Source organism: Bordetella sp., assembly GCF_057362025.1.
The window spans coordinates 1-14,529 of record NZ_JBMQQZ010000085.1; the positions used below are offsets into that span (position 1 = coordinate 1).

Genomic DNA, 14,529 nt, shown 5'->3' on the forward strand with positions numbered 1-14,529 from the left:
GCCTGGCTGCCGGGTGGCGCAGCGCCTCTGCTGCCCGTCCTGCGGGCACTGAACGTTCCGGTGTACTACAGCGATCCGCGCACCCTGCGCGACATCCCGGAAGCCGTCGAACGCATGGGCGTGCTGTTCGGCACGCAGGCGGTCGCCGAGCCGGCAGCGGCATCGCTGCGGGCTCGCATCGACGCGCTGGCGGCCCGCTATGCCGGTCGCGCGCCGGTGCGGGTCTTCATCCAGGCAGGCCGCGAGCCTGTCTACACACTGAACGGCAGCAGCATCGTCAGCGACGCCTTGCGCGTGTGCGGAGGCGTCAATGTGTTCGCCGACGCGCCGGTCACCGCGCCGCAGGTCGCGCAGGAAGCCGTGCTGGCGGCGCGCCCTGACGTAGTCGTCACCGGCATGGCGAACCCGGCCAGCCTGGCGGCCACCACGGCAGCCTGGCGCGCGCTCGGCCTGCCGGCGGCGCTGGCCGGCCGCGTCGTCGGTATCGATGCGGACGTGCTGTATCGCCCGGGTCCACGCCTGATCGACGCGGCGGAAACGCTATGCGCGGCGCTGGATCGGGCCCGTGAGGCCAGCGCCGAGGCAGTCCGGCGCTGATCAACCATACGACGCTTGCGGCTATCGGACGCGGTCTTTCCCAGTGCACCTGTCGAGCCTGGGCCCGGCACTGGCCAAGTCGTAGTACGCCATGTGAAACCCGCTGGCACGTCAATCGCGCCCGATACACACGCTGCCCTCAGGGCATCCGGCGCCGCTGCCGCCCCGCTGCTTTATCATGAGGGGGTGTGCCGCGCGCCATCCGGGCGACGGCAGTTACTCCTCATCCGCCATGCCATCCCAAGATACCTTCACCGTCGCCGGCCGTACGTTCCGGTCCCGCCTGCTCGTCGGTACCGGCAAGTACAAGGATTTCGAGCAAACCCGCCAGGCGCTGGACGCCAGCGGCTGCGAGATCGTCACCGTGGCCATCCGCCGCGTCAACCTGGGCCAGAACGCCAACGAGCCCAGCCTGCTGGATTTCGTGCCGCCGTCGCGCTTCACCTACCTGCCCAACACCGCCGGCTGCTACACCGCCGACGAAGCGGTGCGCACATTGCGTTTGGCGCGCGAACTGCTGGACGGCCACGACCTGGTCAAGCTGGAAGTGCTGGGCGACCCGCACACCCTGTTTCCCAACATGCCCGAAACGCTCAAGGCCACGGAAATCCTGGTCAAGGATGGGTTCAAGGTCATGGTGTATTGCACGGACGACCCCATCCAGGCCCGCATGCTGGAAGACCTGGGCGCGGTCGCCGTCATGCCGCTGGCCTCGCTGATCGGTTCGGGCATGGGTATCCTGAACCCATGGAACCTGCGCCTGATCCTGGACCAGGCACGCGTGCCGGTCCTGGTGGATGCCGGCGTCGGCACGGCGTCCGATGCCGCCATTGCCATGGAACTCGGCTGCGAAGGCGTGCTGATGAATACTGCCATCGCCGGCGCCAAAGACCCCATCCTGATGGCCAGCGCCATGAAGAAGGCCGTCGAGGCGGGCCGCGAAGCCTACCTGGCCGGACGCATGCCCAAAAAGCTCTACAGCGCCTCGCCGTCCTCGCCCACGGAAGGCGTGGTGCGATGATCCCCAACGCGCTTTCCATCGCCGGCGTCGACCCATCCGGCGGCGCCGGCGTACTGGCCGATGTGAAGGCCATGAGCGCGCTGGGTGCCTACGGCTGCGCCGTGATCGCCGCCTTGACGGCGCAGAACACCCAGGGCGTCAGCCACGTCGCGCCCGTACCGGCGGAATTCGTCGGCCAGCAAATCGACACGCTGTTCGCCGACGTGCGCATCGACGCCGTGAAGATCGGCATGCTGGGCCAGCAGCCCGTGATCCAGGTGGTCGCGGAAAAACTGGCGCGCTGGCGGCCCGCGCATGTGGTGCTGGACCCGGTCATGGTAGCCAAGAGCGGGGATCTGCTGCTGGAACGCACCGCCATCGGCATGCTGCGCGAGGCGCTGCTGCCGCAGGCGACCCTGCTTACCCCCAATCTGCCCGAAGCCGGCGTCCTGCTCGAGGAAAGGCCGGTCGAGACGGTCAAGGAAATGCGCCGCGTCGCCGAGCGCCTGCGCAACAAAATGGCCCACGACGGACAGCGCTGGGTCATGGTGAAAGGCGGCCATCTGCCCGGCGACGACACGATCGACCTGCTGCATGACGGCGACCGCATGATCGAACTGCCCGGGGCGCGCCTTGCCACCCGCAATACCCACGGCACCGGCTGCACGCTCTCGGCGGCGCTGGCGGCGCTGATCCCGCAGACCGGCGATATCCCGGAAGCGGCGCGCCGCGCCAAAGCCTACCTGACCGAGGCCATCCGCCACGCGGACCGGCTGGACGTCGGCAAGGGCCACGGGCCCGTACATCATTTCCATGCGTGGTGGTAGGCCCGGGACGCAAATCGGTACAATTACCTCGCCTCCGAACTCTTTTTCCGCTGTCATGAACGCCTCAACCCTGCCCGACGTCGAACAAGCCCGCTTCAACATGGTGGAACAGCAGATCCGCCCCTGGGACGTGCTGGACGAGAAAGTGCTGGCCGCCCTTTTCAAGGTGCGCCGCGAGCTCTTCGTGCCGCCCGCGCTGCGATCGCTGGCATTCTCCGACCTGGAAATTCCCTTGCAGATCAATGCGGTGGATACGCGCGAAAGCATGCTCGCCCCCAAGGTCGAGGCACGGCTCGCCCAGGAACTGCTGCTGGCGCCGACGGACGCCGTTCTGGAAATCGGCACCGGCTCGGGCTACCAGGCCGCCCTGCTCGGCGCCCTGGCCCAACAGGTCACCTCGATCGAGATCGATAGCCGGCTGGCGGCCTTCGCGCAGCAGAATCTGCAGATGAACAATGCCGCCAACGTCAAGGTCGAGACGGGCGACGGACGCAACGGCTGGGGTACGACCGAATACGACGCCATCCTGCTGACCGGTTCCGTGCCGGTGGTGCCGGACGGCCTGAAGTATCAGCTGCGCATCGGCGGCCGGATGGTGGTGGTGGTCGGGACGGCTCCGGTCATGACTGCCTGCCGCATCACGCGCACGACGGCAGCCAGCTTCGAGACGGTCAACCTGTTCGAAACGGTGATCAAGCCCCTGCGCGGCGCGACGGTGTCCCAGTTCAAGTTCTAGGCGGTACGGGCCGCCCCGCTACCGGGGCATTCAGCCGCCCTGTATCTTGCGGACCAGCGCCGTCGTAGAGCGCTGGAATTCGAAGGGCACGGCCACCGCCCGTCCGCCCCAACTGCGCACCAGGGCGGTTTCGGGCAGCGTTTCCATGTCGTAGTCGCCGCCCTTGACGATGACGTCGGGCCGCAGCAGGCCGATCAACGCTTCGGGCGTGTCTTCATCGAAGAACGTAACGGCATCCACGCAAGCCAGGGCCGCCAGCAGCGCGGCGCGGTCCTCCTGGCTGTTGAGCGGGCGTTCGGGCCCCTTGCCCAGCCTGCGCGCCGACGCATCCGTATTGATTGCCACCACCAGCGCGGCGCCCAACTGGGCGCTTTCGTCCAGATAGGTGACGTGGCCGCGATGCAGGATATCGAACACGCCATTGGTGAACACCAGCGGCCGCGGCAGACGGCCGTCGGCGAGCGCGTCCACGCATTGCCGAGGGGTCAGGATTTTGGATTCGAAGCGGGCTGTCATGGGCGCATTTTAACGATGCGCGCGGGGCGCGCGCGCCGGCGCACGCCAGGCCTGCGTGGCGCGCTCCGTCGCCTTGCGGCCGCGCGCATGGCAGACCCCGCTGCCCGGGCCGTGCTTCAGCCCATGACCAGGGACGCCATCCCGCGCGCGTCGGCCATGCCGGCATCGCCACCGCGCTCCATCAGCGACATGATTTCCTTGCGATAGCGGTTCAGGTCCTTGACCGACTCGAAGCTGCGATCCAGCAGCCTGGACAGAATATGCAGGATGCGGTCGCCGACCTTCTTTTCCCAGACGCCGTCGAAGCGGATCTGCGTATCCAGCCAGCGTTCCAGCCAGCCAGGTTCCGGCAGGCGGCACTGCACCGTGTCGTTGGGGAACAGGGCCTTGTTCACATGCAGGTTGGTCGGGTGCATGGCCTGCGGCGTGCGGCCGGCCGACGCCATCAGCATGCCGATCTTCGAGAATGCCAGGCGCGCCTGCGCCTGGGTGGTTTCGCCGCGATCGAAAAGCGCGCGGCGCATGTACTGCAGATAGGCGCCGGCATGGCGCGCTTCGTCCTGCGAGATGGTCTTGTAGATGGCCTGTATCACCGGCTCGGTGTGCCAGTTGGCGGCGCAACGATACCAGTGGTTCAGGCGTATCTCGCCGCAGAAATGCAGCATCAGGGTTTCCAGCGGCGGAGCGGGATCGAATTCGAAGCGCACTTTGTGCAGCTCTTCTTCCGTGGGCATCAGGTCCGGCCGGAAGCGGCGCAGGTATTCGATCAGCACCAGGGAATGCTTCTGCTCCTCGAAGAACCAGACCGACATGAAAGCGGAAAAATCGCTGTCGCCGTGGTTGTCGCGCAGGAACATCTCCGTCGCGGGCAGCGCCGCCCACTCGGTGATCGCATTCATTTTGATGGTCCGCGCCTGTTCATCGGACAGCTTGGCGCCATCGAAGTCATCCCATGGGATGTCGGTCGACATATTCCAGCGCACGGCTTCCATGGATTTGAAAAGTTGCGGATAAAGCATGGTTTGGGTCCGAAAAGATAGTAAGTGTCCCCCGCACTCGTATGGCCCCATATCATGGCCGCGCGGGCGCGCATCGCTTATGGATTTGTGGTGCGTACGCGAGATAAAGCCGGGCAAAAAACGCGTATGGGCGATAAGTCCCATTCGCGGTATTCCTTTATCGCTTTTACATGCGAATACTTGATGACAGATACATGGCAGAACTATGACGAAAGGCCTGTTGCCCGCGTATGCGGGGCGCGCTGACGAACAGGCCGGGTTGTATGCCCGCTGACTGAACAACAGGGGATAAAAAAACGGACGCGGACGGACCGGCGTTCAGGCGCGGCGGTCCTCAGCGGGTGGAAAACCAGACAATCAACGCGACACCCACCGCCAGCACCGCCGCGACGACGGACAACAGCCGGTTGGTATGCTCCTGGGCCTTGCGCAGCCGGTCCAGCTCCAGCAGCACGGCGGGTTCGACGTTCGGGCGGTTCAGGCGATCGTGCACCAGGCGCGGCAGCGCGGGCAGGATCTGGGACCACTGCGCCGCTTCTTTCTCCATCTGCTTCTTCAGTCCCGCCAGGCCGATGCGCTCGCGCATCCAGCGCTCCAGGTAGGGCTTGGCTGTTTTCCAGAGGTCCAGGTCCGGGTCCAGCTCGCGCCCCAGCCCTTCGACGTTCAGCAAGGTCTTCTGCAGCAGGACCAGCTGAGGCTGGATTTCCACATTGAAGCGCCGCGACGTCTGAAACAGGCGCAGCAGCACCTGCCCCAGCGAAATCTCCGACAGTGGCCGGTCGAAATACGGTTCGCACACCGCGCGCACCGCGCCTTCCAGTTCTTCCTCGCGCGTATCCGCCGGTACCCAGCCCGATTCGATGTGCAGCTGTGCCACGCGCCGGTAATCGCGGCGGAAGAAGGCCAGGAAATTCTGCGCCAGGTAGTTCTTGTCGAATTCCGAAAGCGAACCGACGATACCGAAATCCAGGGCGATGTAGTGGCCCAGCGTATCGTCGCGATCGGATACGTAGATATTGCCGGGGTGCATGTCGGCGTGGAAAAAGCCGTCGCTGAACACCTGGGTGAAGAAGATCTCCACGCCCGTGCGGGCGAGCTTCTGGATATCGATCCCGGCCGCCCTCAGCCGCCCGGTCTGGCCCACGGGAATGCCGTACATACGCTCCATGGTGAAGACCGTATTGGCGGTGAATTCCCAGATGACCTCCGGCACGATCAGCATCCTGCCGCGCCCGCTCTCGGGACCGAAGTTGCGCCGAAGTTGGCTGCAGTTGGACGCTTCCCGCACCAGATCCAATTCGTCGTGCAGGTATTTATCGAATTCGGCCACGACTTCGCGCGGCTTCAGGCGGCGCCCGTCCGGCCCAAGCCGCTCGATCACCGCGGCCAGGGTGCGCAGCAGGGTCAGGTCTTTCTCGATGATGTTCAGCATGCCCGGCCGCAGCACCTTGACCGCGACTTCGCGGCCGTCGTGCAGCACCGCGAAATGCACCTGCGCGATGGATGCCGACGCCACCGGATCGACTTCGAAGTGTTTGAACAACGTGGCCGGCGGCGCACCCAGCGCGGCTTCGATGCATTGCGCGGCCTGCTCCGACGGGAAGGGAGGAACGCGATCCTGCAACAACGCCAATTCGGCGGCGATATCGGCGGGGATCAGATCGCGCCGGGTAGACAGTACCTGGCCGAACTTCACGAAAATCGGACCCAGGGATTCCAGCGCGCGGCGCAGGCGCACGCCGCGCGGCGAACTCGGCCGGGTGCCGAAGCGGCTGACACGCAGCAGCAGCGTCGCCAGCGGGTGATTCAGGCTGGACAGTACCAGCTCGTCCAGGCCGTAGCGCAGGGCCACGAGCACGATGCGCACGAAACGAAGAAAAGTCAGCATCGCTCAGGCGCCACCAGTGCGGGCACCCGCCGCGCGTTGGACGTCCTGCAAGCGCTGCAGCCGCGCCTGCAGCGCCGCAGCGCGCGCCTGCGCGGCGTCCAGCGCCGCATTGGCGCGTCCGATATCGCGGGCCCAGTTTTCCAATAGCGCGCGCGGCGTCAGGACGGGCCGCTCCTGCGAAAGGTACTCGGCCAGATTGTTCCCCAGCCGCGCGGCGGCCCCGCGCAGGCCGGACGACAGGGCGCGCGCCCCGCCGACGAGCCGGGACGCGGCGATATCGCCGAACCAGCGCGCGAGGTCGTCCTCGACATCCCAGCGCAACTGCGCGGCCAGTTCCGCCACGACCTGGGCCAGGCCGGCGTCTCCGGATATGTGCGTCATGTCGGCAATGGCGTCGGCGCGCGCGCGGGCCGCGGCGGCGGGATCGGCGCTTTCCGTGCCGGCCTGGAACAGCCGCGCGATGCGGAAACGCGCAGGGTCCGCCGTCAGGGTCACATCCGGCACCACCGCTGGATCCGCGAGATCCGCATAGCCTTCGCTGTCGATGGTCAGCGACAGTTTGAACGCGCCGACGGCCAGGCGCACGGTCTTGCCGGCATGGCGGCTCAGGCGAGCACGGGCCCAGTCCTCGCGCCGCAGCAAGGCGTTGAGCGCGCGTACGGCAGGACGGCCGGGATCGGGCAAGGCGGGGATCGGAAGCATGGATTTACGACGGAAGGCGACGGCGCCCTGGGATGGTCAGACCGCAAGTTTAACGGGTCGCCCGGCCAGCCCGCCCGGCGCCCGCGTTATCGGGACCGGAAAGCCGTGCCGGCGGGCGGGCGGGCGCCGCTGGCAACCGGCCGCGCGTAGCCGAAAAAAAGCCGGCCCCTGGGGAGCCGGCGTGAGGGCGGTTGCCCGAGCAAGGCAAACCGCGGAAGCACGGAGGAACAGCGCGGCTATCAGCTGGCGTACTGAACGGGAATCTGCTGGATACCCGCCAGCAGCCATCCGCCCTGCGTGGGCTTGAACAGGTTCCAGACCTCTTCGAAACGGAAGGCTTCGGTACCCGGAGCTTCGCGCAACATGCCGGAGAATCGGACGCTGGCCAGGTGGCCATCCGAAACCGCCTCGATACCCAGCATCTCGGCATTGAGCAGCACCACTTCCGTCTGGTTGGGGGCGCCCTGGCGTTCGGTCAGTTGCGGTTTGAGTTCGACGATCAGATCGTCGGTCAGGTATTCGCGGAGGCGTTCGGTATCTCCGCTATCCCATACGCCCTGGATGCGGACGAATTGTTCCTTGGCCTGCTTCAGGAAGCCCTGCGTGTCGAAATCGCCGGGGATGAACCAGTTGCCTTCGGCACCGGCCTGCGGGGCGGCGGCGGACGCACCGAAAGCGGACGACGGCGCAGAAGGCGCGGGTGCGGACGCGGGTGCGGCACCGCCGGCGGGCAGCGCATCACGCCCCGACGCAACCGGACGGACCGGCGTATCGGTATCGGCCTGGCGCGCCATGCCGTAGGCACCTTGCATGGCCGGCCGCGGGCCGGCGCCGCGCAGGCGGCGAACGATGAACAGGACCGCGAAGACAACCAGACCGATCAGCAACAGGCTGGAGAGCATTTCCGCGAACGCGCCCGACAGGCCCATGTGCGACAGTAGCGCCGCCAGGCCCAGGCCGGCAGCGATACCGGCGATAGGCCCCAGCCAGCGCGACGCGCCGCTGCGGGCGGCGCCTGCCGCCCCCGCGGTAGCGGCCCCGGCGGCAGGCGCCGCGGCCGAAGCAGCCGAACCGGTGCTGGCCGGCGGCGTGGTCGCCTGGCGCTGCATGGTCACATTGGGCGATTGGCGGCCGATACTGCCGCCGCCGCCGAGGCGGCGGGCTTCGGCGTCGAACGAGGTGGCGATCATGGCCATACCGGTCACGGCGATAAGCGCCGCGGCCAGGAATCGACGGTAAAAAGAACCTGACATGGTGTGCTCCTGTAGTCGTGCGCGAGACGCCGGCGCCGGATGGCTCGTATCGCCCCTTACGCGGACGGGGTTGCCCCCTCGCGCACGTCATTGGGTTTTGCCTGGGTTTCCGGTGTGGCCCTTTCCCGGCCCGGCGGCCGCGGATGCCGGGCCGCCACAGAGGCGAAAAAAGCTTTCTTACAGAAACCTGAACAACTACAGGATATCCGACTTTTGCCTGGGCAACAAGCGACGCAGGCGCAGGCGCGCGTTAGCCCAGCCGTATGCCTTCGTGCAGCGCCACCACGCCGGCGCTCAGGTTGAAGTACTGCACGCGCTCCAGCCCGGCGTCGCGCAGCATGCCGGCCAGCGTTTCCTGGTCCGGATGCATGCGGATCGATTCGGCCAGGTAGCGATAGCTCGCCTCGTCCTTGGCCACCTTGCGCCCCAGCCACGGCAGGATGTTGAACGAATACCAGTCGTAGACCGGCGCCAGCGGCTTGGCGACGCGCGAGAACTCCAGCACCAGCAGCTTGCCGCCGGGCTTGAGCACGCGCGCCATTTCGGCCAGGGCCCGATCCTTGTGCGTCATATTGCGCAGGCCGAAGGCCACGCTGACCCGGTCGAAATAGCCGGACGGGAAGGGCAGCCGCTCGGCATCGCAGACGGCCACCGGCAGCAGCAGCCCGCTGTCCGCCAGCCGGTCGCGGCCCACGCGCAGCATGGAATCGTTGATGTCGGTCAGCCACACCTGCCCTTCCGGACCGGCACGCCGCGCGAACGCGCGCGCCAGGTCTCCCGTGCCGCCGGCGATATCGAGTACCTTCATGCCGGGGCGCACGGCGGCGCGACCGATGGTGAAGGCTTTCCAGACCCGGTGCAGGCCGGCCGACATCAGGTCGTTCATGACGTCGTAGCGGGAGGCCACGGAATGGAAGACTTCGGCGACCTTGCGGGCTTTTTCGGTTTCCTGCACCGTCTTGAAACCGAAATGGGTAGTCCCGGAGGACGCAGCGTCATCGCCGGGCGCGGAATTGGGGTTTTGCATAGTGGATTCCCGAATCAACCGGGTATGGTAGCCGATGGCGCAGGCTTCCCGGCGGTGGTACGGGCGCATCGGGCCAAGCTGCGTCACATACCTGAAATATTACGGCCATACTATCGCAACGTTCGCGCCCATCCTTCCCCAGGGCCGCCACCGTTACGCAGCACACAACATGTCCAGCACCATACTCGTAGTCGAAGATGAACCGGCCATCCAGGAACTGATCGCCGTCAACCTGTCCTTCGCCGGGCATAAAGTGCTGCGCGCCTTCGATGCAGACCAGGCGCAGACCTTGATCCGGGCGGAACTGCCCGACCTGATCCTGCTGGACTGGATGCTGCCGGGCACTTCCGGCTTGTCCCTGGCCCGCAAGCTGCGAACGGAGGAGCGCACCCGTACCGTCCCCGTTATCATGCTGACCGCCAAGGGCTCGGAGCAGGACAAAGTGGACGGCCTGGAAGCCGGTGCCGACGACTACATCACCAAGCCGTTCTCGCCCAAGGAGCTGATGGCGCGCATCAAGGCGGTACTGCGCCGCCGTGCGCCGCAGCTGACGGACGACGTCATCGATGTGGCCGGCCTCAAACTGGACCCGGTGACGCATCGCTTGAACGGCGGCGGCCATCCCCTGCAGATCGGGCCGACGGAATTCCGCCTGCTGCATTTCTTCATGACGCATCCGGAACGCGTGTTCTCCCGCTCGCAGCTGCTGGACCAGGTATGGGGCGATCACGTTTTCGTCGAAGAGCGCACCGTCGACGTCCATATCCGGCGCCTGCGCAAGGCGCTGGAGCCGACCGGCCACGATATGCACGTCGAAACCGTCCGCGGCAGCGGCTACCGGTTTACAGCACAGCTTCCGCCCGGTAAAACCAGCGCACAATGATTTTGTTGCGCACGATACTCCTGATCGCCCTGTGGGCGATCCTGGCCGCGCTGGCCCAATGGCTGCTCGGCAACCCCATCGGCTGGGCGCTGATGTGCGGGGGCCTGGTCCTGACCTTGCTGGCGCGCAGCACGCGCCTGCAAAGGGTGGCGCAATGGGCCCGCAATCCCGAAACGGCGCCGCCCGCCGCAGTGGGCCCCTGGGACGATATCCTGGCGCCGTTGTACCGCTACCTGCGCGGACAGGCGCGCCAGCTGACGGAAAGCCGCGATGCGATGCAGGGCATGCTGGCGGCCGCGCAGGCGCTGCCCGATGGCGCGGTCACCCTGAATCAGGATCTGCAGATCGATTGGTGCAATCGCGTCGCGCGCCAGCACCTGGGGCTGCGCCTGCCGGCCGACCGCGGCAGCAACCTGCTGAACCTGGTGCGCGCGCCCGAGTTCATCGAGTACAGCCGCCAGGAAGACTGGCCCGAACCCATCCTGGTCAGGATGGCGGTAGGCAGCCAGGAACGCCTGTTGATGATGCAGCTGACCGCCTACGCGCGCGACCAGCGCCTGCTGATCACGCGCGACGTCACGCAGATCGAGAAACTGGAAACGACGCGGCGCGACTTCGTGGCCAACGTTTCGCACGAACTGCGCACGCCGCTGACGGTACTGGCGGGTTTCCTGGAAACCATGCGGGAAATGCCCGACGAGGCCCTGACGCGGGAACAGCGCGAGCAGTACCTGACGATGATGCACGAGCAGGCGCAACGGATGCAGGCCATCGTCGCCGACCTGCTGACATTGTCGACGCTGGAATCTTCGCCCAACGCCGAGCCGCACCGCGTGCGCATGGCCGCTCTGCTGCAGACCGCCCGCCAGCAGACCGAGGCGCTGTCGGCCGGCCGCCATGCCGTGGCCTGGCATCTCGATGAAGGCCTGGACCTGCTGGGTTCGGAAAGCGAACTATCGTCGGCGATTTCGAATCTGCTGACCAACGCGGTGCGCTACACGCCCGAAGGCGGAACGATCACGGTACGCTGGGAACGCCTGCCGGAAGGCGGCGCGCGCTACAGCGTGCAGGACACCGGCATCGGCATCGCCGCGCGGCACATCCCGCGCCTGACCGAACGCTTCTACAGGGTCGACCGCGGCCGCTCGCGCGCGGTGGGCGGCACGGGCCTGGGGCTGGCGATCACCAAGCACATCGCCATGCGCCACGATGCCGAGCTGAGCATCGCCAGCGAAGTGGGCAAGGGCAGCACGTTTTCGCTGCTTTTCCCGCCCGAACGCGTGGTCGACAGCGACGGGGCCTGACACCCGCGCGGCCTGCTCGGGGCGGCCCGTAGCGATACGCCATGCGGATTCGCCCTGCTCCGGGTGGGGCCAAGGCGCGTCCGCGCGCGCTTCCCTGGCATGATGATTGCGCATCCGGATATCCGGATTTACAGGGAGCATGCAGCATGACGCGTATTGTCCTGTTCGAAAACATCCATCCCAGCGGCGTGGCGGTATTCCGCGACGCCGGCTACACGGATATCCAAACGTATTCGTCCTCGCTGCCGCCTGACGAATTGCGCAGCGCCCTGCGCGGCGCGGATGCCGTGGGTATCCGCTCGCGCACGCACCTGGATGCGTCGCACTTCGAGCAATTCCCCGATGTGCGGGTCGTGGGCTGCTTCTGCATCGGCACCAACCAGGTCGACCTGGACAGCGCCCTGCATCACGGCGTGCCCGTGTTCAACGCGCCGTTTTCGAATACGCGCTCGGTGGCGGAGCTGGTCCTGGCCGAAGCCATCCTGCTATTGCGCCGCATTCCCGAAAAAAGCACGCGCGTGCATCAGGGCCATTGGGACAAGACCGCATCCGGCGCCTACGAGGCGCGCGGCAAGACGCTGGGCGTGATCGGCTACGGCAACATCGGTTCGCAGGTGGGCACGCTGGCCGAAAGCGTGGGCATGCGCGTGGTGTATCACGACGTGGAGGCCAAGCTGCCCCTGGGCAATGCGCACGCCGTGAACACGCTGGCCGAACTGCTGGCGCAAAGCGATGTCGTCACGCTGCACGTACCGGGCGGGCGCGACACGCAGAACATCATGAACGCCGACACGCTGGCGCGCATGAAGCGCGGCGCCATCCTCATCAATGCATCGCGCGGCACCGTCGTGGACATCGACGCGCTGCACGGCGCGCTGGCCTCCGGGCATCTGGCCGGCGCGGCGCTGGACGTGTTCCCGACGGAGCCGAAAAGCGTGGACGAGCCCCTGGCCAGCCCGCTGATCGGCATGCCCAATGTGATCCTTACCCCGCACATCGGCGGCAGCACGCAGGAATCGCAGGAGAACATCGGGCGCGAGGTCGCCGAAAAGCTGGTGCGCTACCTGCAGGCCGGCACCACCAAGGGCGCCGTCAATTTCCCCGAACTACCGTTCACCGAACGCACCGGCAGCGCGCGCATCCTGCATATCCACCGCAACGTGCCCGGCGCGCTTGGCACGCTGGACAATCTGCTGGCACAGCACGGCCTGAACATCCTTAGCCAGAACCTGCAGACCCGCGGCGATATCGGCTATGTCGTGACCGACGTCGATGGCATCGTGAACGACGACATCATGAAGACGCTGTGCGGCCATCCGGTGACGATCCGCTGCCAGCGCATCTAGGGCCCTGGCTCATCCACCCGCAGGACCTGCCTGCACCGCGGCGCGCAGGCAGGCGGCCATGCGCGACGCCACCCCCGCCGCGTCGGCAGCCCGCCGGCTGACGATACCGATTTCGCGTTCGAAGCCGGCCGCGCCGAGGTCCAGCAAGCGCAGGTCGCGCGTGTCCAGGTGCCGCGTGCGCGGCAACAGCGCCACGCCGAGGCCGGCGCGCACCAGATTCGCGATGGCGTCTATCTCATCCAGCTCCACGGCTTCGTGGACCGCCAGGCGATGCCGGCGCAGGAACACATCCACCAGCCGCCCGCCGAACGAGGCGCGGTCGTAGCGGATGAAGGGCCGTGCGCCCAGGGCATCGCGCCAGCCCATCTCCGGCATCGCGGCGGGCACGGCCAGGACCATGGGTTCGCTCAGCAACGGTTGCCACGCCAGCTCCGGCGGCAGATTGAAGGGCGGGCGGATGAGTACCGCCAGGTCCACTTCCGCGGCATCCACATGAGCCAGCAGCGACAGCGACACGCCGGGCACGATGCGCACGCTGACATCGGGGAAATCGGCCCTGAACAGACGCAAGGCGGTCACCAGCAGATCCTGCTGCACGGAAGCGATGGCCGCCACGCGCAGCGAACCGGTAACGTGGCCGTTGCCCGCCTGCGCCACCATGCGGTTAACGAGGCCCAGCACTTCCTCGGTCTGCGCCAGGATGTCGCGCCCCGCGTCATTCAAGGTGGCGGACCGCGCCGTGCGGTCGAACAACGACACGCCGAGGAACTCTTCCAGCCGGCGGATCTGCGCGCTGACGGCGGACTGGGTCAGGCCGAGCTGGCGCCCGGCCCCCGTGAAGGTGCCGTCGCGGGCCACGGCGACGAAGGTGCGGAACTCGGTAAGCATCATTAAAATTGATTGTAAGTCCAAAAAAATATCGTTTTTCAATCAAAAAAACAATCCATAAACTAGCATTCGCTTTCTACCCCACCCTGGAGTCCCGAATGAGTGCCCAAGCCGCCATGCCCCCTTTCCACCTGGCCTTCCCGGTCCGCGATATCGCCGAGGCCCGGCGCTTCTATGGCGACCTGCTGGGCTGTCCGGAGGGGCGCAGCGCGCCGGAATGGGTGGACTTCAATTTCTACGGCCACCAGATCGTCGCCCACCTGGCGCCCGACGAATGCGGCCACAAGCAGACCAGCGCCGTCGACGATCATGACGTGCCGGTACGCCACTTCGGCGCCGTGCTCTCCATGGAGCAATGGGAAACCATGGCGGACAAGCTGACCAAGGCCGGTACCAAGTTCGTCATCGAGCCCTATATCCGCTTCAAGGGCGAAGTCGGCGAACAGGCGACGATGTTCTTCCTGGATCCGTCGGGCAACGCCCTGGAGTTCAAGGCCTTCAAGAACATGGACTCGCTGTTCGCCAAATAGGGCGCGGCGGCAC

General features: G+C 66.6%; 15 protein-coding genes. 8 read left to right on the top strand and 7 right to left on the bottom strand.

All coding sequences use genetic code 11. The features are described from left to right. The 4 genes from ACO1P8_RS18890 to ACO1P8_RS18905 all read left to right on the top strand — a co-directional run. Positions 1–597, top strand: a 597-nt coding sequence (locus ACO1P8_RS18890) for an ABC transporter substrate-binding protein (RefSeq protein WP_486297430.1), incomplete at its 5' end; no start/stop codon positions are given. 232 nt (positions 598–829) lie between these two features. Beyond that, positions 830–1,618, top strand: coding sequence for a thiazole synthase (locus ACO1P8_RS18895; RefSeq protein WP_094843999.1), 789 nt, complete (start codon positions 830–832; stop codon positions 1,616–1,618). Then, the gene (gene thiD, locus ACO1P8_RS18900; RefSeq protein ID WP_486297431.1) at positions 1,615–2,424 is read left to right on the top strand and encodes a bifunctional hydroxymethylpyrimidine kinase/phosphomethylpyrimidine kinase; all 810 of its coding nucleotides are present in this window, start codon (positions 1,615–1,617) and stop codon (positions 2,422–2,424) included. The genes ACO1P8_RS18895 and thiD overlap by 4 nt, the downstream gene beginning before the upstream one ends. 55 nt (positions 2,425–2,479) lie before the next feature. After that, positions 2,480–3,160 (top strand): protein-L-isoaspartate O-methyltransferase family protein, encoded by a 681-nt coding sequence (locus ACO1P8_RS18905; RefSeq protein ID WP_486297432.1) that lies wholly within the window; start codon positions 2,480–2,482, stop codon positions 3,158–3,160. Between the two features lie 30 nt (positions 3,161–3,190). Here the strand turns inward: ACO1P8_RS18905 and rfaE2 are convergent, their stop codons facing one another. The 6 genes from rfaE2 to ubiE form a co-directional block, all read right to left on the bottom strand. Beyond that, positions 3,191–3,676: a D-glycero-beta-D-manno-heptose 1-phosphate adenylyltransferase gene (gene rfaE2 / locus ACO1P8_RS18910; RefSeq protein ID WP_486297433.1), complete on the bottom strand. Its 486-nt coding sequence runs from the start codon at positions 3,674–3,676 to the stop codon at positions 3,191–3,193. Between the two features lie 116 nt (positions 3,677–3,792). Beyond that, positions 3,793–4,695, bottom strand: a complete 903-nt coding sequence (locus ACO1P8_RS18915) for a ferritin-like domain-containing protein (protein WP_486297434.1) — start codon at positions 4,693–4,695, stop codon at positions 3,793–3,795. A 334-nt stretch (positions 4,696–5,029) separates the two neighbouring features. Beyond that, a complete protein-coding gene (gene ubiB, locus ACO1P8_RS18920) occupies positions 5,030–6,583 on the bottom strand; it encodes a ubiquinone biosynthesis regulatory protein kinase UbiB (RefSeq protein WP_486297435.1) in 1,554 nt (517 codons plus the stop codon). 3 nt (positions 6,584–6,586) lie between these two features. Then, positions 6,587–7,285, bottom strand: a complete 699-nt coding sequence (locus tag ACO1P8_RS18925) for a ubiquinone biosynthesis accessory factor UbiJ (RefSeq protein WP_486297436.1) — start codon at positions 7,283–7,285, stop codon at positions 6,587–6,589. A 239-nt stretch (positions 7,286–7,524) separates the two neighbouring features. After that, a complete protein-coding gene (locus ACO1P8_RS18930; RefSeq protein WP_486297437.1) occupies positions 7,525–8,538 on the bottom strand; it encodes a Tim44 domain-containing protein in 1,014 nt (337 codons plus the stop codon). Positions 8,539–8,788: 250 nt separating this feature from the next. After that, positions 8,789–9,565 (bottom strand): bifunctional demethylmenaquinone methyltransferase/2-methoxy-6-polyprenyl-1,4-benzoquinol methylase UbiE, encoded by a 777-nt coding sequence (gene ubiE, locus ACO1P8_RS18935; protein ID WP_486297438.1) that lies wholly within the window; start codon positions 9,563–9,565, stop codon positions 8,789–8,791. A gap of 169 nt (positions 9,566–9,734) precedes the next feature. Here ubiE and phoB point away from each other — a divergent pair, with 169 nt between their 5' ends. The 3 genes from phoB to serA all read left to right on the top strand — a co-directional run bounded on the left by phoB (position 9,735) and on the right by serA (position 13,098). Then, positions 9,735–10,448, top strand: coding sequence for a phosphate regulon transcriptional regulator PhoB (phoB, locus tag ACO1P8_RS18940; protein ID WP_094844007.1), 714 nt, complete (start codon positions 9,735–9,737; stop codon positions 10,446–10,448). After that, positions 10,445–11,752, top strand: coding sequence for a phosphate regulon sensor histidine kinase PhoR (gene phoR / locus ACO1P8_RS18945; protein ID WP_486297439.1), 1,308 nt, complete (start codon positions 10,445–10,447; stop codon positions 11,750–11,752). The genes phoB and phoR overlap by 4 nt, the downstream gene beginning before the upstream one ends. Positions 11,753–11,898: 146 nt before the next feature. Beyond that, positions 11,899–13,098 carry a phosphoglycerate dehydrogenase gene (serA, locus tag ACO1P8_RS18950; protein ID WP_486297440.1) on the top strand — a complete coding sequence of 400 codons (1,200 nt, stop codon included), beginning with the start codon at positions 11,899–11,901 and terminating at the stop codon, positions 13,096–13,098. A gap of 9 nt (positions 13,099–13,107) precedes the next feature. Here the strand turns inward: serA and ACO1P8_RS18955 are convergent, their stop codons facing one another. Further along, a complete protein-coding gene (locus ACO1P8_RS18955) occupies positions 13,108–13,986 on the bottom strand; it encodes a LysR family transcriptional regulator (protein ID WP_486297476.1) in 879 nt (292 codons plus the stop codon). Between the two features lie 98 nt (positions 13,987–14,084). Between ACO1P8_RS18955 and ACO1P8_RS18960 the strand changes: the two genes are divergently transcribed. After that, a complete protein-coding gene (locus ACO1P8_RS18960) occupies positions 14,085–14,516 on the top strand; it encodes a VOC family protein (RefSeq protein ID WP_094844010.1) in 432 nt (143 codons plus the stop codon). The last annotated feature ends 13 nt before the right edge of the window (positions 14,517–14,529 follow it).